Genomic DNA, 18,349 nt, shown 5'->3' on the forward strand with positions numbered 1-18,349 from the left:
CCCTATCAGGGCATCGGTATGTTTATTGGATTGCCCAAGGTGCACTAAGTTGTGTGCCAAGAATGATTTTCGACCGGAAAACCGTCGAGCAGCCGGCATGCTGCTCAACGGCGCGGAGTGAGAGTCTATCTCAAAATGGGTTTGCGGTCCCGTCGGGGGGCCACCCAGAAGCCGCCGCTCTCGCGGCGGATTGTGGATTTTTGAGATGTCGCTCGGCGGGACTTGTTCCCGTTTTTTTATTGGTAGATCGATGTTTCGAGTTGAACGGGGGGAGCCCAGCGCCATTCGCGATGCGGTCGTTGGCGATCGAGGAGGGGCGGTAAGAACCAAGACAGCCATAATAAGACAGCCATAATTTAATCAGCAATCGGTGAGGCGGTGCAAAACCAGGCAATGCATATTGCGGCGGCGCATTTTGCGGTATCGCAAATCTCGGCAGCGCAATTTGCGGCAGCGCAATTTGCGGCAGTGCAATTGTCACGGGGACGATACCAGCTTGCCGCTCAGCTCCGGTTCGCTTGAACCGGCTCGGGGCGCGGCGGTGCGACCGCAATCGCGGGGAAAGTGAAGACCGACATGAACGCCGGCGAAGTCTTGCGAATCGTGGATGCGATCCACAGGGATAAAAATATCGGCAAGGAAATTGTCTTTCAGGCCATCGAGGCAGCGCTCGTGTCGGCCGCAAAGAAGCAATACGGCGAAGACCAGGAAATCGTTCTGAATATCGACCGCAAGGACGGCGCGATCTCCGGCACCCATAATGGTGTGCCGCTCGATCCCGAGGAAACAATGGGCCGCATCGTCGCCCAAACCGCCAAGCAAGTCATTATCCAGAAAATCCGCGAAGCCGAACGCGACGCCCTCTACGACGAATACTTCGAGCAGATCGGGCAACTCGTATCGGGCATCGTCCAGCGCTATGAGGGAAGCGCCGCCACGGTGAGCCTTGGCAATAGCGAGGCCCTGCTGCCGCGCAGCGAACAAATTCCAGGCGAAACGCATCATCCCAACGAACGAGTTCGGGCCACCGTGTGCGAGGTGCGCAAGGCCGGAAGCCGCGTGAAGATCATCCTCAGCCGCACCCGCACCCACTTGGTGCAGCGGTTGTTCGAGCAAGAAATTCCCGAAATTGCCGAAGGCGTGATCGAAATCCGCGCCATTGCCCGCGAGCCCGGCTATCGCAGCAAGGTGGCCGTGAGCAGTTCGGACCAGCGCGTCGATTGCGTCGGAGCCTGCGTCGGCGTGCGCGGAAATCGGATCAAGAACATCGTCGACGAACTTGGCGGCGAACGGATCGATATCGTCCGCTGGAGCGACGAACTGCATGTGCTGATTCCAAACGCGTTGCAGCCCGCCGAAGTCGAAGAGGTGATCCTGTGCCAGATGCTCGGCCGGGCGATCGTGCTGGTGCGCGAGGACCAACTGTCGCTGGCCATTGGCCGCCGCGGGCAAAACGTCCGGCTGGCCAGCAAGCTGTGCGGGTGGGACATCGAAATCATGACTCGCGAAGAGCTCGACGAGCAGATCGGCCGCGCGGTTTCCGGATTTTCGGAACTCGACGGGGTCGATGAAATGCTGGCCGACAAATTGGTCGGCGAAGGATTCTTGTCGTACGACGATTTGTCGGTGATCGAACCCGATGCATTGATGGAAATGGGGGGATTGTCGGCCGAGCAGGTGGATACGATCGTCGCCCAAGCGGAAGTTAAAGCGAAGGAAGCCGAGGCTGCAGCCGCCGACGAACGCCGCCGGCAACGCGAACAGGAGCGCATCGAAGCCGCGACCGCCGAAGCCGATGCGCTCGAGGCCGCTGCAAAAGCGGCCCGCGAGGCTGCCATTCGCGAGACGGCCGCCGAAGCAACCTTCGCCGCCCGACCGACGGGCGAGTCGCCTGCCGCGGAGCCGCCGGCAAGCGAACAAACGCCTGCCGACGATGGGGCACCCGCCCGGCCCGCCGGAAACGGCAGCCACGGCGAACCGCCGGCCGGCGAAACGCAGCCGAGCCCCGGCGGCGGTGCGGAGCCGAAAGAGGGCGGGGCGGGCTGAGTCGCATTTGGGCCAATGCACCATTCGCCTCAGCCAGCGACTGGGCCGGGCTGGCCAGATGCAACCAAGCCCGCCCCGAACGGCGATTTCCGGCTCGTGGCCGGCTGATGATTTGATGCACGCGGTATAATTGTCGATATTGTGGTTCGTCAGAAATCAAAGACACAGCCTCGACCATCCTGTCGCGTCCCCTATGCTCCGTTCGCCAAAGGCATTGCCGGGAGAGTTGGACTATGATTTAGGTTAAACGACCGTTCGCTGCCGTCGCGATCGACACGTCGCGCGTGTTCTTAGTCGCCGGCAGCGGCACTCCGGAGAAGATCACTTGCCCGTTCGTATCTACAGCTTGGCCAAAGAACTCAGGATCGATAGCAAAGAGCTGGTGGAGCTATGCACCAAGGCTGGCCTCAGCGGCAAGGCATCTCCGTTGGCAAGCCTTGCCGACGACGAGGTCGTTCGGCTGAAGGAGTACCTTGCGAATCGCGGGTCTCGGCCGGCCGGCCCTAGCGCGCACGCGCCGGCGCCCGTTCCTGTGCGGAGCCCGAAGCCGGCGCCCATCGCAGCGCCTGCGAAGGCGCCTGCGGCCCCCGTCGCGCCGATCGAGCCCGACGTGATGCGGCGCGAAGATTATATCGCTCCGGGCGGAGTTTCCGCGCGTCCGCCGGTGATCGAAATCAAGGCCGAGCGGCCGAGCGAGCCACGCAAACGGCCGATCGACGGCGACGGAGCCAAGCCGGCGGTAAAGAGCGGTCCGGCCATCAAACTGGCGCCGATGCCGCCTTCGATGTTGCCGCCGCCGAAGCCGGTGGAAGCGGAGCTCGCCCCTCAAAAACCCGATCTAAAGCTCCCGGTCGACGCGATTCGCGCTGGCCGCAGCGGCGCTAAGCCCTTGTCGGAACATCTGCGAAAGCACGAGCAAAAGCGCAAGGCCGAGACGCGTCCCGGAGCGGGCCTGGCCCCGGGCCGCGGACCTGCTGGAGCGCCGGCCGCTCCGCCCGCGACTCCGTCGGAAGAAACCACGCGCGAGCGCGGGCGGCGCGGAGCGCGTCCGGCCGCGGCCAAGGCAGGCGCGCCCGACGAGTTCGCTTCCGCTCTCGGCGGCCGCGAAGCACGGCAGTTGATTCGCAAGCGCACCGCCACGCCGGCGCGAAAGCCAGGCATGGGGGAAGACGAAGAACCGGTCGTCTCGCACCGTCGCGCGCTCACGCGGTTGAAACGGACCGGCAAGGGGAGCACCGCAGCGCCGCGCAAAGGGAAAATCGTCCTCCAATTGCCGGCCACCGTCCGCAGCTTTTCCGAAGCGGCGGGCATCGGCGCAAATCAAGTGTTGGCCAAATTGCTCGGCCTGGGCACCCTGGCCAACATGAATTCCTCGATCGATCCCGAAATGGTCGAGTTGCTCTCCGTTGAATTGGGGCTCGAAGTCGACTTGCGGCAAGCGGTCAATTTGGAAGATCAACTTCTATCCGTCTTGGATACGCTGCCCGACGCCGCCGAATCGCTCCAGCCTCGTCCGCCGGTTATCACCTTCCTCGGCCACGTCGACCACGGCAAGACATCGCTGTTGGACAAAATCATCGGCATCGATGTCGCCAGCGGCGAGAGCGGCGGCATCACACAGCATATTCGAGCGTATGAAATCGAAAAATCGGGCCGGCGGATTTCATTCGTCGATACGCCCGGCCACGAAGCGTTCACCGAAATGCGGGCTCGCGGCGCGAATGTCACCGATATCGCCGTGCTGGTCGTTGCGGCCGACGACGGTGTCATGCCGCAAACCGAAGAAGCCATCAGCCATGCGCGGGCAGCCAATGTGCCGATCGTCGTGGCGCTCAATAAGATCGATCTTCCGGGCGTCGACGTGCAACGCATTTTCCAACAATTGGCCACCGCTGGCCTGCTGCCCACCGAGTGGGGCGGCGACGTCGAAGTCATCAAGACCAGCGCTCACACCGGGCAAGGGATCGACGATCTGCTGGAAACGCTGTTCACCATCGCCGAGTTGCACGACCTGAAAGCCAATCCCGATCGCTCGGCGGTCGGCACGTGCCTCGAAGCATCGGTGCACGAGGGGCGTGGGGTCGTGGCAAAGGTGATCGTGCAAAAGGGGACACTCCGCGTCGGCGATGCCGTGGTATGCGGCACGGCCACCGGCCACGTGAAGGCCATGTACGACACGCTCGACACCAACCGCCGCGTTCCGACCGCTGGCCCCTCGACGCCGGTCAATCTCACCGGTTTGGACATTCCGCCGCAGGCGGGCGAGCGATTCTACGTGTTGCAAGACATCGCCCAGGCCCGGCAAATTGCCGAGAAGCGCCGCCAGGAAAGCCGGCAGTCGGTCTTGGGTTCGGCCCCGACTCACATCACGCTGGAAACGCTTTTCGATAAGCTGGGCGAAGACGAAGTCAAGCAGTTCAATATGATCCTCCGCGCCGACACGCGCGGTTCGATCGAAGCGATTCAGAAAGAACTCACCAAGCTCGAGCATCCCGAGGTGAAAATCAAGGTGCTTCAGGCCACGGTGGGCGGGATTTCCGAAGCCGACGTGCATCTGGCTGACGCCTCCGACGCGGTGATCTTCGGCTTCAACGTCGTACCCGACGAAAAGGCACGCCAACTGGCCGACAACCGCAAGATTCAAATCCGCCGCTACGAAATCATCTACAAGCTCACCGAAGACCTCCGGGCCGCGCTCGAGGGAATGCTGACGCCCGAGCGCCGCGAGGCCGAATTGGGCCGCGTCATCGTGCAGCGCACATTCTCCAACAGCCGCATCGGCACGATCGCCGGCTGCCGGGTGATCGCCGGCACCATCCCGCGCAATGGCCGCATGCGCGTGATCCGCGATAGCCGCGTGATCGGCGATTATCCCGTCGAATCGCTGCGCCGCGAGAAGGAAGATGTCCGCGAGGTGCGCGAGGGATTCGAGTGCGGCATCAAGCTCGCCGGATTCAATGATGTGAAAGAGGGAGATGTGCTCGAGGCCTACAAGATCGAGGAGGTCGCGCGCACCTTCTGAATGTAGCAGGCACACTCCGTGTGCCGTCGGCGCGCCGCGGTGCGTCGCGTGCATCGCAGCGTGAACCGCATGCGTGGCGTGCATGCTCCACCTGGGTGATCGTGTTTATCCATGACAACACGTCGATTACTAAAGGCTGCCGAGGCGATTCGCCAGGTCGTCGGAATGGCGATTCTCGCCGAGATGCGCGATCCGCGCGTCCGCGATGTGACGATCACCCGAGTCATTGTCAGCCCCGATATGCGCGAGGCAAAGGTGTATGTGTCGGTCATGGGCGACACGGCGAAGCAGAACTTGTGCTTGCACGGATTGCAGAGCGCCCGAGGATTCCTGCAAGCGAAACTGGCCGAGCGCATTGAAACTCGCTATACTCCGCGGCTTCAATTTATTTTGGACATGGGGGTAAAGCATTCGCTGGAGATCGCGAGGATTCTCCACGAAGTGTTGCCGCCGAAGCCGTCCGAGCAATCGGGCGAAGCGCCGCCGGCCCCGGAATATTCCCCAGACCAAGCAGTGGTTGACCAAGCAGTGGTTGACCAAGCAGTGGCCGGCGAGCATGCCGGCGCCGCGCACGACGATAGCGACGACGAGCTCGACGATTTGGATCTGGACGAAAGCGATTCTGAGAATATCGATCCCGAGCAGGGCGATTCGCACGGCAGCGGCAGCCACGAATAACAGTTCCGATGATAGCGACGCAAGGCCCGCAGGGCAGTAGCTCCCCATCAAGCCTTTCGGTAAGAACGAGACGTTAAAACTCATGGGCAATTCGAATCGCACGGCGCTGTTGACCAAGGCGCATCGTATTCTCAAGCAGCACTACACGCCGATCGGGGTCCCGCTCGAGCGGCCGCTTTTGGAGCATCTGCTGTTTGCCCTGGTTTTGGAAAACGCTCCGTTCGACGCCGCGGAAAAGATCTACACCCATCTGTCGAAGAATTTCTTCGATTGGAACGAGGTCCGTGTCAGCACGGTGATGGAATTATCGGAGGTTGCCCGGCCGCTGCCCGATCCGGGGGCCACCGCCTCGAACATCAAGCGCGTCTTGCAGGGCGTCTTCGAATCGACCTATTCCTTCGACCTCGAACCGGTGAAAAAGCAGAATATTTCGGCGGCAATCAAACAACTCGAACGGCTCGGCGGCACGACGCCGTTCAGCCTTGCGTATGTCACGCAAGTCGCGCTCGGCGGCCATGCCATTCCGCTCGACCGCGGGGCGCTCGACGTGCTGGCCGTGTTGGGAATTATCAGTGAAGGCGAGGCCGAGTCGGGCCGGGTCAGCGGTTTGGAACGCGTGATACCGAAAAACAAGGGACTCGAATTCGGATCGCTGTTGCATCAATTGGCGGCGGAATACGTCGCCAATCCGTTTTCGCCGGCGGTTCGCAAGCTGCTGCTGAGCATCAATCCGGACGCGAAAGACCGCTTCCCAAAGCGGCGCGAGAAAAAAGACGACGCACACGAAGAAGCCCACTCCGCCGCTCATCATGCAGGCGCGCCCGCGACCGGCGACCACGGAGCAAAAAAGCACGCGATCGATGGCAGAGCAAAACACGCCGCGGAAAAGGCCGCGGGCGAAAAAGTGAGCGGCAAAGAGGCGGCATCGAAGCCAGCGGCAGGCAAAGAAACCGAAAAGTCGGCCGAGAAAATCCCGGCGAAATCGGCCGCCAAGCCAGCCGAAAAACCGCGTCGCACCGCGGAAAAAACCGAGCGAGCCGTCACCAAAAAATCCGCCCCTGCCGCCGGTAAGCCGAGCGAAGGTAAGCCGAGCGAAGGCAAGCACAGCGAAGGCAAGCACAGCGAAGGCAAGCACAGCGAAGGCAAGCCGAGCGAAGGCAAGCACAGCGAAAGTAAGCACGCCGACCACAAACACGGTGAGACAAAGCACCGTCCGGCGGCCAAGCCGCATCCGGTCGCCGCCAAGCCAAAGTCGGCAAGCAAGCAACTCTCGAAACGCAAGCCGCGCTAGCGCCAGGCCCTGCTATAATTCGCAGTGTTGTTCGCGGTCCACAAGATACATCGCGCCGTTCGCGCGATGTCGGCTCCGCTGCCGTCTCCGCTCCACCGCGCCCCGGCGCCATCAACTCGGATCCATCGATCATGCGCTACAAACTTTCGTTCGTTGTTGTCGGATGTCTCGCGGCGTCGGCGGTGGTCCCGCTTGTTTTTCTCGTGCATGGCTCCACGGCCAAGGCCGATCCGCCGAAGCAATCCGGCCGCGCAGCCGACACGACGTCGCTTCCGCAGGAAGACCGCCCGCAGCCATTTACGCCGAAGCACCCGCGCACCGACGCGGATGAAAATCGCGTTCAAGCAGCCGCCTTGCTCGCCACGGCCCGAACGATGGAGCAGCGGCAAGAGCCCGTCGCTGCCTTGCGGCTCTACCAGCGCGCTTATCGCTTGGACCACAACGCCGTCGCGGCGCTTGAGGAGATCGTGCCGTTGGCGTTCAGCCTCAATCGGCGCGAGGAGTCGCTGCGCTATGCCGTCAAGTTGGCCGAGCAAGAAACCTCGGATCCCGATCTGCCGCGCCGCATCGGAATGTACCTGGCCGAAAATGGAAGCTGGAAACCGGCAATCAAATTGCTCGAGCGGTCGGTGAAGACGATGGATTCATCGGGCAAGCCGGCCGCGGATCGGCTTCCGGTCGAGGCGGAGCTGGCCCGGCTCGACTTCCTCGCTGAAAAATTCAGCGACGCCGCCGCCCTATTCGACAAGGTGGCATCCGCTTTGGCGAAGCCGAAAGCGTTTGGCCTCGACGAGGCTGCCGTGCGCTCGCTGGTGGGCGAAGGCGGTCTCACGTATGAACTCATGGGCGATGCGTATCTCGAAGTGGGCCGTCCCGACGACGCCGCGAAAGCGTTTCACAAGCTGAACGATCTGGCGCCGAATCCAGCCTCGCTCGCGCTCAATCTGGCTCGCGTCGATCTCAAAGCAAAGCACCCGGCCACGGCGCTCGACAAGCTTCAAACCTATTTCGATTCACATCCGGCCGACCTGAATCTCGCCGCGTTGGAATTGCTGTCCGACGTGCTCACGGAGTTAAAGCAATCCGATCAGTTCATTCCACGGCTGGAAAAACTGCACAAGGCGATGCCCGATTCGATCGCCGTCGCATTCGATCTGGCCGAGCAATATCGCAAAGCGGGCAAGCTCGCCGAAGCCGCGCCCCTGTATGAAGCCATTTTGACGAAGAAACCGACGGCCGAAGCGTATCGCGCGCTCGCGGCCATCGATCGCGGCAAGGATCGGAAGGAAGCGCTGCTGAAGCTGCTCGGCGAAGTGGCCGAGAAAACCGATTCACTCGAAGTACTCGGCGACGAAGGCAAATCGCTGGCCGCCGACAACAAGCTGGTCGACTCGCTCTTGGATCTGGCGGAAAAGAAGCATTCCGACGCCAAGCCGGCCAACTTCGGACCGCTTCTGGCCGCCGCCACGCTGGCCGCCGACCGCAAGCAATTCGAACGGGCCGGCAAGTTCTACGATCTGGCGATCAAGGCCGATCCGAAACACAAAGCCGAGTTGCTGCTCGCCTGGGGCCTGACGCTCGTGGCCGCGGATAAAAACGCCGAAGCGGTGAAAGTGCTCCAGCGCGGCGTGGATGAAAAGGTGCTCTCAGCCGACAAGCCGCCGGCATTCGAATACTATCTGGCCGGTGCGCTCGAAATGAGCGGCAAGACCGACGCGGCGCTGGCCGTCGCCCGAAAAATGATGGAGAAAAAAAGCGGGCAGGATTTGCGATTCCTTTCCCGCCCGGCCTGGATATTGTTTCACGCCAAGCGCTACGACGAAGCCTACAAGGCCTACAAAGACCTGGTGGAAAAGCACGACGCCGATTTTTCCTCGGAAGAAAACCGCGAGTCGCTGCGCGACGCCCGCAGCGCGCTGTCGAATATCGCCGTCATCCAGCATCGCTTGCCCGAGGCGGAAGAATGGCTCGAGCAGGCGCTCGACGAATATCCCGACGATCCGGGCGCGCTGAACGATCTCGGCTATCTGTGGGCCGACGAAAACAAGCAGCTCGACCGATCGCTGGCGATGATTCAGCAAGCCGTGGCCGCCGAGCCCGACAACGCCGCCTACCGCGATAGCCTCGGCTGGGTTTATTATCGGCTCGGCAAAACCGACGAAGCGCTCGCCGAATTGAAAAAAGCCGTGACAATGGACGAAAATCCCGATCCGACCGTGCTCGAGCACTACGCCGACGTTCTCACTTCCGCCCACAAAGCGGCCGAAGCCCGCGAAAACTTCGAGCGCGCCTTGAAGGGCTACAAAAAAGAGGGCAACGCGGAAAAAATCAAATCGGTCGAAGAGAAGCTCGGGAAGCTGAATAAGTAGCACAGGGCTCGTTCACGCGATGCCCGGCGGCAATCGCCGACGTGGGAGGACGGATGATGGCAGCGAAACGCGCAAACCGCTTTGTCCGGATAGCGGGGCTCGTTGTCTTGCTCCAATTCTTCGGATGCGGCTTGGTGATCTTCGTTAATTTTCTGCACCCCTTCCTTAGCGAAGGCGCAGTGGCGATTATCGGCCTGATCCTATTTCCCGAGCTTCTCATCTTGTTCGTCGTCGGAAAATCGATCCAAATAATTTCTAGAATGCGCGCGGCAAAGAGAATGGCGCCTATACCGTCGGCCGATGCACACCTACGGCGTTGATAGCGCATCTTGGCGATGCCGATGTGCCGCTTCGGCTCAGCCGAAAGATAACTTCCTCTTTTGGAACCCCGCACCCTGGCCTCTCCCCCAAAAGGGGAGCAGCGTCTGTGGAGAAGCTATTTTTCGGCCGAGCCTTAGCGCGGCGGGCCGCCGGCGTGATTTCGCGGATCGACCGTGCCCGCAAAGCCGCCGATTACGTACGGGAATTTGCCGGGCGTGACGTGGTAGTGCCAACCGCGATCGTCGTCGTAACGCATGTTGAATGCGTCGAGCGGATGCTGCTTGTCGTCCTTCGCCATCAGCCCTTTCGCGACATACGGCCCATAGATCGGAAATCCATCGAGCGCAAAACCGATCAGCGGCGAATGCTCCTGGCCAAAATCGACGAACGGCGTTTTCACGCACACCGGATACTTGTGGTAGTGGTAGCGATTGTCGGGCGACGGATGCCCGCAGCAGCGGTCCATGATGCTCACGGCTTCCATTCCCTCGGCGTCGAACGGATTGTAAAACGCGACGCCATTGATGGCAAAGGCGATCGGGCCGCCGGGCAGGGCGTGGTTCGAGTTGGTTTTGTTCATCGCGATGGCATTCGGTTTTCGCGTCGGCTCGAGCGGCAGGTAGTAGGTGCGATCGAGTTCTTGGATCGAATTCGGATTCCGCAGGCCGCCGAAATCGGGAAATTTAGCGGTCGGATGGTTGGGCAGGTTCCGCGTGTGAACGAGCAATTCCTTGCCGTCGACGAATTCGAGCACCACGTTGTCGGGCACGAAGCGATCTTCTTCGACCCGTTTTCCCTGCAGGTCCAAAAACCCTTTGCGCAGCCAGGCCGTCATGTTTTCGCCGAACGGATTGGAAAGCCGGCCATCCATGTAGAACAGGCGGTCGGCATTTTTCGCGGTAACGATCAGTGAATGCGGCGCGGCGGTCGAGGAGATTCCGTCCGGCTGGAAAGCCTGACCTACGGGGTTCCAATACCAGCGGCCACCGATATGCACTAGCGACTTCACGTCGGGCCTTGGTCCTTCCGGCGTGCGAATGATCTTCGGAGCATCGGCCGGATCGGGGATCGGCTCGAGCCCGAACTCGGTTACGTAAAAGGCCGCGTCTTTGTCGCTCGCGGCATTTCCGCGCTTGAAGCCGACGCTGAGATCCATCGTGTCGATTTCGGCGAAGGGCAGCCGGAATTCGAAGGCGTAGGTTTTCCATGCCGCGCCGCCATTCTTGAAATAATCGCCATTGGTCGCCAATGATTTGCGATCTTGTTCCACGAGCGGATAGATGAACTGCGTAACGGCGTCGAGGGCGTTGGCCCCCTTGTCGCCAAAATAGGCCACTCGCATGTAGAGCTGATTGTCGGCCACGGAGAAATTCGACTCAGGCAGCCCGCGAAATGTAAAACGGAACCAGCGTCCGAAGCCGCCTTCGAAACCGCTGACGCGCTGTGTGACCGAGCCGGCCCGAGACGCTTTTTTTGCCGCGCCCGGCCCCGAATCCAGCGCGATCCCGGCGTCGGTGTATTCATGCACGTCGCCGCACCAGACCCATGCGGCGGCGCCGACGAGCGTGTAATCGGCGGGCGCGTTCTTGTCGGCCCCTTGCTTCACGAATCGCGGATTCTTCACCAGCCCGGCCGGCGGCTCGCTGAGATCGACTTTCAATCGGTCCGGCCGTTCGGCGAAAGTGCGCGGCGGCATGCGAAAACGCGGCGGCCCGCGAAAGCCAGCGGGGGGCGGAGCTTGAGCGGTCAAGGAACCGGCAAATAGGATCGCCGGGAGAAAGACGACGACAATTCGCGCGAATTTCATTTGTGGTTCATTTCGACGCGAGGAATGGACAGGGTTTGCGGAACTGCTTCCGCCACTCTTCCCGAGCTACGTTCAGGTAACGCTTTTTCAGCGAACCGGCCGCGCTGCGAGAAGTTATTCTCGCCCCTGCGCTTGCTGGCGGGCTTTGGCCAACACATCGGCCAACTTTACCGGGCGGCCGCCTTGGCGCTCGCTTTCGTCGGCCGCTTCCATGAACGTCATCATTTCGATCGTTTCCTGCGGATCCACGGGGGCGACGCGCGTCTTGAAGAATTTCACGATCTCCACGACCAGCGGCTGATAACTTTCGAACTTTCCCGCGGTTCCGATTCCGGTTTTTCCGAAAACGCTCGCGCCGTAGTCGGCTTTGCCCTCGCGGATGCCGCGAAAGGTTCCGATGCGGCCCCCCTTCCAAACGCCGATGGCGAAGTCGGTGCCGGTGGTGTGCGTGCGCGCGACCGTTTCGCAACCGCGCCCCATTATTGTGTAGAGTGTCTCCACGCCGTGAATTCCATACCAATACAGATCGGGATGCGTCGGCTCGAGTGGGCACGGGCCCCAGGTCGAGCAGCCGGTGATCTCGCCGATTTTCGGATCCGATCTTGCCGCTTGCGTGCGTGGGCCAAACCGCAATGCGGAACTGCTGAACCAGGGCGTTTTGCTCCGCTCGCCCAATTCGGCAATCGCCACGGCATCGACCAACGAGCCGGCCAACGGCTTGTCGATAAACACGGGCTTTCCGGCTTTCATCACCGGCCTGACTTGCTCGAGATGTTGCCGGCCGTCGACGCTCTCCAGCAGCACGACATCGACCTTGTCGAGCAGCGCGGGAATTGAATCGACAACGTCGATGTTCATGGTCTTTATCTCGGCGGTGAATTTCGCACGGCGATCGCGGCTGGCAGGGATATCGCTCCCACCGGGAAATGCGGCGACAATCCGCACGCCCGCCAAATCGGGCGGCGCATTCGGATTGTTCAACAGCTTCGCGAACTCCACCGCATGCGACGTGTCGAGCCCGATGATCCCGGCTCGCAGCCCAGCCGCCGGAGTCGCCGGGTCAGCCGCAAGTGCCGTAGCTCCCAGAAAGAGCTGCATTGCCGGAACAACAAGGCAGACAAGCGAACGGCGAACGAACCAGAGGAGCATGAAAATGGCCCTTTCCATTGGTGTCACGAGCGGCGGTGAACGGGCTGCAAAGTTCCCATTCTAGCCAGTCAAAGCGTGCTGTGCCTCTCCGCCTTTGCGGTCCGCCGCGCTTTCGTCTTCCGTCGCGAGCGCGGTCAGGTGGTGTCGACGATGATCACGGTAATGCCGCGAATCGTTTGCATGAGCCGATCGAGAATCGATTGGCTGAAGATGCGGAGGTACCAAGGGCGCTGGGTGCGGCCGAGCACGATGTGGGTGATCGCGTATTCCTCGGCGAACGTGGCGATCGTGCTGACCACGTCGGTTCCTTTCGGTTTCCAAACCACGCCGCCCAACTGACGAGCCAATTCGAGCACATTTTCCACGCGCCGCTGCGCGGCCGCGTCGATCCGCTCGATCGATTCGCGCGGCGTCTGGATATAGATGGCATACCACGGCGCATAGAGCCGATCGGCGATCCGCGCCGCTTTGCGCAACAGCGACTCGGGGCTCGGACCGCGCGAGCCGAGGCAGACCATCAACCGATCGGAGCCGAGCCGCTGCGTCGCGCCCGATTGTTCGCGGCGCCGCCGGTCGAGGGCGTGGGCAATTTCGCCGAGCGTCATTTCGCGCAGCCGGGTGAGATTATCGGCGGTGAAGAAGTTTTCCAGCGCCTGGTTGACGCGCCCCTGCGGATAAATCTTACCGGCCAAGAGCCGCTCGCGCAGATCTTCCGCCGGCAGATCGACATTCACGATTTCATCGGCCAAACCGAGCACATAGTCGGGAATCCGCTCCTTGACCGGCACGCCCATGTCGCGCTCGATCACGTCGTACAAGCTTTCCAAATGCTGGATGTTGAGCGTCGCGATGACATTGATGCCGGCGCGCAACAATTCCTCGACATCCTGATACCGTTTTGCATGCCGGCTGCCGGGTGCGTTGCTATGCGCCAATTCGTCGATCAGGGCCACGGTCGGCCGCCGCGTCAACACCGCATCGCAATCCAATTCTTCCAGCACGACGCCGCGGTACTCGATTCGCCGCCGCGGCACTTGCTCCACATTGCTCACCAGGGCCATCGTTTCCGCGCGGCCGTGCGTCTCCACCACGCCGATCACCACGTCGACATTCTGCCGTTTGAGCCGGTGGCCTTCCTGCAGCATTTCGTAGGTTTTGCCCACGCCGGCCGCAAAGCCGAGATACAATTTCAGCCGGCCACGCTGCCGCTGGCGAATGAGCGTCAAGAAATGTTCGGCTCGTTGGTGGGCTTCGTCGGCTGGCATAACGCGATCGTTGGCAGGCGGATGTTCGCGCGCGGTTCGTGACAATCGTGGTGGAGTTCGTGACAACTCGGTGCCGAACTGAATTCTCTTTCTAACCTTGCGGCCTCGCGCCGTTGGTGTGCTGAACGGCGCTATCGGGCGCAGCGATTGCCTGGCCGGTGGACGCAGGCAGCGCGATCGTAAACCTGGTGCCGGCGCCCGGCTGGCTTTCGCACGCGATCGTGCCGCCATGCGCCGTGACAATCTCGCGGACGATCGCCAGGCCCAGGCCGGTGCCACGCCCTCCGCTGCGGCCGGGAACCTGAAAAAACCGCTCGAACAGCCGCGGCAAATGCTCGGCAGGAATCCCGACTCCGGTGTCGGACACGCTCAACCTGACCGTCGACCCGACCGCCTCGGCGGCGAGCACGATCCGCCCGCCGCAGGGCGTGTACGTGATCGCGTTGTCGACGAGGTTGTCGAGCGCATGGGAGAATCGCGGCACATCGACTTCGACCATCGGCAAACCATCGGGCGCATCTACTTTGATCGTGATCTGCTTGTCTTCGACGCGCGGCCGCACCACGTTTGCCGCCGCGTGCAACAGATCGGCCGGCGATTGCACGCGGAGATCCAGCCGTTGTCGTCCGCCCTCGAAGCGCGTCAGGTCGAGCAGATTGTTGATCGTGGCCAGCAAGCGTTCGCTGTTTTCGCGAGCGTCGATAAGAAGCTCGGTTTGCTTCGGCGTCAGCGGGCCGGCCGCTTCTTCCAGGAGCAGGTGCACTGCCAGGCCGATGCTCGTGAGCGGCGTTTTCAACTCATGGCTCACCGTGGCCACGAGATTGTTCTTGACCTCATCCAGCAATTGAAACCGGGTCACGTCTTGAAGCAATACGGCGGCGCCGAGCACATTTTCCTGCGGATCGCGGATGGCCATGATTCGCGGCAAATACCTCCTTGGCCGGCCGTCGCAAGGAATCGTCACCGCCGAATTGAACCCTTCGGGCAGATAATCGCCGCGACGGCTCATTACGTCGTCGAGCGGCGCCCGCAGCGATTCCGGAGGCTGCCAGGGGACCAACACTTGTGCCTCGGGCGCCGGCGGCGCGACGCCTAACAACCGTCTTGCGGCCGGATTTGCCATTTCCAACCGCCGCTCCGAATCGAGCACCACGACCGGATCGGGAAATGAATCCACGGTGGCTTGGCTCGTGCGCTGAGCGCGGAGCAGACGCGAATAACCGGTTTGCCGGTACAGCCGCAATTGCCGCCCCATCGTGTTGAAAGCGTTGGCCAGTTGGCCCAGCTCGTCGCTCGATGTGACGGGTATCACCTGGTCGAGATTGCCGGCGCCGATGGCCAATGCCGAATGCGTCACCGCCTGGATCGGCCGAAGAATCGTGCGAATCGTGTGAAACGCCAGGAGAAATGCGAGCACCACGGCGACGGCCATCCCGATCCCAAACCAGAACAGCGAATCGTCCGCCAATTTTCGCGACCGATGGCTGGCGTCGACCATGTTCGTTTGATTTAGATCGCGGATATTGCCCGAAACCGTTTTGATTCCTTGAAACGTTTGCAACAGTCCGGGCTGATTCGAAGTGCCGAAATAGAGCTGCCGTCGCCTGGTGTCGCCGAGAGCAAACGCGTAGTAGGTAGTTCCCTGGCGACGATATTGCTCGGTGAGCGATGTTAGCTGGTTGACCAGGTCCTGTTCACCCGAGAGCGTGACGTTTTTTTGCTCGGTGGTCAGCGCCTCATCGTAGCCTCGCCAACCGCGACGGTATTGCTCGAGCGACTTGTTTTCTTCGCCGGCAATCGCAAATTGAAACGATGAATCGATCCGTCCCAAGGCTTCGTTGAGCCGTTCCATTGCGACGACGCTGCCATAATTTTCCCGCAGAATCAGGGCAATGCTGCCCCCGACGCGATGCAAAAGCGTCGCCGCCGCGCCGCCCACGATGGCCAATAGGGCCAGCAAGGGCAGCAGCGTAAGCAAAATGCGGGAACGGAGAGTCATGCGATGCTGACAATGTCGAATGACGAAGCACGAACGACGAAAGAATGACGAATGACGCAGGTCGAATGACAACAAGCCGACGACCCCGGTCCGCCGGATAATACGACGTCCGGCGCAGGCGCCCATTCACGCTCTCTTTGGGATTTCGTCATCCGGTCGTTCGTCATTCTTTAGACATTCGGTCATTCGACATTCGTCATTTCTATTCACAGTCCGTAGCGTTTTCGCTTTCGGTAAAGCGTGCTCGGATCGATGCCGAGCACCGCGGCCGCTTCGTCCATCGTTTCGGTGCACCCGAGGATGCGGCGGATGTGCTCGGCTTCGAGTTCGTCGAGCGTGGCCCGGCCACCGACCTCCACCGCGGCGCCGGTCGGCGATGAGCCGATTTGTGCGGGCAGATCGGATAGGCCGACGTAATCGGTCGATGCCAGGATCACGCCTCGCTCGATGGCGTTGCGCAGCTCGCGAACATTGCCGGGCCAGCGATAGCGCACGATCGCGGCAATCGCTTCTGGTGTAAAGCTTTTCGCCGGCTTGACGCCGTGTCGCGAAAAGAATCGCAGCAGATGATTTGCGAGAACAGGAATATCGGCCCGGCGCTCGCGCAGCGGCGGCAGATCGATTTCGATCACATTGAGCCGGTAGAGGAGATCCTCTCGAAACGTGCCCGAGGCAACCGCTGCGCTCAGATCGCGATTGGTTGCCGCCATCAGCCTTACATCGCAAACGCGAGTTTGTGCTTCGCCGACGCGCTCATATCGTTTTTCCTGCAACAACCGCAGCAGCTTCGGCTGCAGCGCCAGCGGCAGCTCGCCGATTTCGTCGAGAAAGAGCGTGCCCCCTTTTGCGGCCGCGACCTTTCCGAGCGTGTCTTGCACGGCGCCGGTAAACGAGCCGCGGGCATGGCCGAATAGTTCGCTTTCCAACAAGTCGGCCGACAGGCTGGGGCAGTGAACCGTTACGAAGGGACCTGCAGCGCGCGGACTGCGGGCATGGATGGCGCGGGCCAGCACGCCCTTGCCGGTCCCGCTTTCGCCCCGCAGCAGCACGGTCGCTTCGCTCGCCGCGACTTTGAACGCCATTTCGAGCGCGAGCTGCATCACTGCGACTTCCGTCTTCAGATCGGCCTCGGGGACGACGCCCCTCACCTGCTCTTCGAGATCTTCCACCTTGGTCTGCAGGCGGTGCATGCGCTGCGAACGATCCAGCACGAGCCGAAGCTGCTGCGGAGTGAACGGCTTTGGAAGATAATCGAACGCGCCGCGGCGCATCGCTTCCACGGCCGTCTCGATCGTGGCATATGCGGTGACGACGATCACATCCAGGCCGGGAGCAAGCTGGAGCAGCTCTGGCAGGAGGTCGAGGCCGTGTTCCAATCCAAGCCGCAGGTCGAGGAAGGCCACGTCGAACACCAGGTGGCCGAGCAATTGTTTGGCCCGATCACCGCTATCGGCTTCGGTGACCCGATGATCGAGGGTTTCCAAAGCCAAGCGCAGCGAGCGGCGCAAACTTAGATCGTCGTCGATTAGCAAGACATTCATGAAGTCGACCGCTAGTTCACGGATGCGAACCGGATGGCGCAAAAAAGGGAAACGTGCACCATCGCAAGCATTGTGCCGTTTTTGGGCGAACGCACAACTCTCCAATTCTACCCGCGAAACGACGGGCTTTTGGAAAGGACGCGAGCGCACATTCGACAGGGCGCGTGTGCGATTCGTGCAATTTGCGATTTCGAGTGTGCGAATTGCCATGCACGGTCGATTGCGGTTTGTCGCCGCAATTCTCTTAACTCCGCGTGCAAGAGCCGTTTGCAATCGCGAGCGAACGAGCGGCACATGAGTTGCTTCCCAGCCTCAAGACACTAGCCCGAAGCGTAAGCGAGGGAGCCTTGCAACGAGGGCATCTTCTCGGGCCGCATGACGGCCAAGCCGAATGTGAATCGCCTGTTAGACGGTTAACGAGGGCAATCCGCAGCAGGAGCGCGCCCTCGCTAACGCTTCGGGCTCGTGTCCGGATCGGCGAGTTGCACACAACACCTGGCATCGACGGAACACAATGTCGCGGGAGTGATGCCGCGATGGGAGCACATTTTCATGGATCTTGCGTTTTGGATTCCGGTTCTGGTCGTCGCCGGATTGGCGGTGCTGGGATTGATGTTCGCCTTCGTCGTGGCGTGTGAACACGTTTGAAAGGAAGTGCCGTGTTTCTGACATTGCTTGCGGCCGTCGTGACGTTGCTGTTGCTGGTCTATCTATTTGCCGCGCTGATGCGCCCGGAATGGTTTTGAATCGCACGAGACGCGATTCTTGCGCCGCCGGAATTGCGCATCAGGCTCGGCCGAACAATAACTTCTCCGCACGCCCCCTCTTCCTTGCGGGAGAGGGCAGGGTGGAGGGGTTCGA

At 61.3% G+C, this 18,349-nt stretch carries 11 protein-coding genes; 6 read left to right on the plus strand and 5 right to left on the minus strand.

Annotated elements, in window-relative coordinates; translation table 11 throughout:
* The first annotated feature begins 576 nt into the window (after positions 1-576).
* The 5 genes from nusA (at position 577) to VHX65_16270 (ending at position 9,406) form a co-directional block, all read left to right on the plus strand.
* Positions 577-2,046, plus strand: coding sequence for a transcription termination factor NusA (gene nusA, locus VHX65_16250; protein HEX4000106.1), 1,470 nt, complete (start codon positions 577-579; stop codon positions 2,044-2,046).
* Between the two features lie 325 nt (positions 2,047-2,371).
* Complete coding sequence (gene infB, locus VHX65_16255; protein ID HEX4000107.1) at positions 2,372-5,068, plus strand: translation initiation factor IF-2; 2,697 nt, start codon at positions 2,372-2,374, stop codon at positions 5,066-5,068.
* Positions 5,069-5,179: 111 nt separating this feature from the next.
* Positions 5,180-5,746: a 30S ribosome-binding factor RbfA gene (rbfA, locus tag VHX65_16260; protein ID HEX4000108.1), complete on the plus strand. Its 567-nt coding sequence runs from the start codon at positions 5,180-5,182 to the stop codon at positions 5,744-5,746.
* 82 nt (positions 5,747-5,828) lie between these two features.
* Positions 5,829-7,037 carry a hypothetical protein gene (locus VHX65_16265; protein ID HEX4000109.1) on the plus strand — a complete coding sequence of 403 codons (1,209 nt, stop codon included), beginning with the start codon at positions 5,829-5,831 and terminating at the stop codon, positions 7,035-7,037.
* Positions 7,038-7,168: 131 nt separating this feature from the next.
* Positions 7,169-9,406, plus strand: a complete 2,238-nt coding sequence (locus VHX65_16270; GenBank protein ID HEX4000110.1) for a tetratricopeptide repeat protein — start codon at positions 7,169-7,171, stop codon at positions 9,404-9,406.
* Between the two features lie 454 nt (positions 9,407-9,860).
* On the opposite strand, the gene VHX65_16275 is transcribed toward VHX65_16270, so the two are convergent.
* The 5 genes from VHX65_16275 to VHX65_16295 form a co-directional block, all read right to left on the minus strand.
* On the minus strand, positions 9,861-11,534 hold the full coding sequence (locus VHX65_16275; protein HEX4000111.1) for a YHYH protein: 1,674 nt from the start codon (positions 11,532-11,534) through the stop codon (positions 9,861-9,863).
* 114 nt (positions 11,535-11,648) lie between these two features.
* A complete protein-coding gene (locus tag VHX65_16280) occupies positions 11,649-12,683 on the minus strand; it encodes a Gfo/Idh/MocA family oxidoreductase (GenBank protein ID HEX4000112.1) in 1,035 nt (344 codons plus the stop codon).
* Between the two features lie 134 nt (positions 12,684-12,817).
* On the minus strand, positions 12,818-13,948 hold the full coding sequence (locus tag VHX65_16285) for a universal stress protein (GenBank protein ID HEX4000113.1): 1,131 nt from the start codon (positions 13,946-13,948) through the stop codon (positions 12,818-12,820).
* 91 nt (positions 13,949-14,039) lie between these two features.
* Positions 14,040-15,947 (minus strand): ATP-binding protein, encoded by a 1,908-nt coding sequence (locus VHX65_16290; protein ID HEX4000114.1) that lies wholly within the window; start codon positions 15,945-15,947, stop codon positions 14,040-14,042.
* Between the two features lie 206 nt (positions 15,948-16,153).
* Positions 16,154-17,488 (minus strand): sigma-54 dependent transcriptional regulator, encoded by a 1,335-nt coding sequence (locus tag VHX65_16295; protein HEX4000115.1) that lies wholly within the window; start codon positions 17,486-17,488, stop codon positions 16,154-16,156.
* Positions 17,489-18,132: 644 nt separating this feature from the next.
* Between VHX65_16295 and kdpF the strand changes: the two genes are divergently transcribed.
* Entirely contained in the window at positions 18,133-18,234 is a 102-nt protein-coding gene (gene kdpF, locus VHX65_16300) for a K(+)-transporting ATPase subunit F (protein ID HEX4000116.1), read from the plus strand.
* Positions 18,235-18,349: the final 115 nt, after the last annotated feature.

Source organism: Pirellulales bacterium (assembly GCA_036267355.1).
Classification (GTDB): Bacteria; Planctomycetota; Planctomycetia; order Pirellulales; family DATAWG01; genus DATAWG01.

Excerpts from the sequence above, each read along its gene's own strand:
- VHX65_16285 (HEX4000113.1), bottom strand. The coding sequence starts at position 13,948 with ATGCCAGCCGACGAAGCCCACCAACGAGCCGAACATTTCTTGACGCTC.
- VHX65_16270 (HEX4000110.1), top strand. The coding sequence starts at position 7,169 with ATGCGCTACAAACTTTCGTTCGTTGTTGTCGGATGTCTCGCGGCGTCG.
- VHX65_16290 (HEX4000114.1), bottom strand. The coding sequence starts at position 15,947 with ATGACTCTCCGTTCCCGCATTTTGCTTACGCTGCTGCCCTTGCTGGCC.
- VHX65_16275 (HEX4000111.1), bottom strand. The coding sequence starts at position 11,534 with ATGAAATTCGCGCGAATTGTCGTCGTCTTTCTCCCGGCGATCCTATTT.
- nusA (HEX4000106.1), top strand. The coding sequence starts at position 577 with ATGAACGCCGGCGAAGTCTTGCGAATCGTGGATGCGATCCACAGGGAT.
- rbfA (HEX4000108.1), top strand. The coding sequence starts at position 5,180 with ATGACAACACGTCGATTACTAAAGGCTGCCGAGGCGATTCGCCAGGTC.
- VHX65_16295 (HEX4000115.1), bottom strand. The coding sequence starts at position 17,488 with ATGAATGTCTTGCTAATCGACGACGATCTAAGTTTGCGCCGCTCGCTG.
- VHX65_16280 (HEX4000112.1), bottom strand. The coding sequence starts at position 12,683 with ATGCTCCTCTGGTTCGTTCGCCGTTCGCTTGTCTGCCTTGTTGTTCCG.
- VHX65_16265 (HEX4000109.1), top strand. The coding sequence starts at position 5,829 with ATGGGCAATTCGAATCGCACGGCGCTGTTGACCAAGGCGCATCGTATT.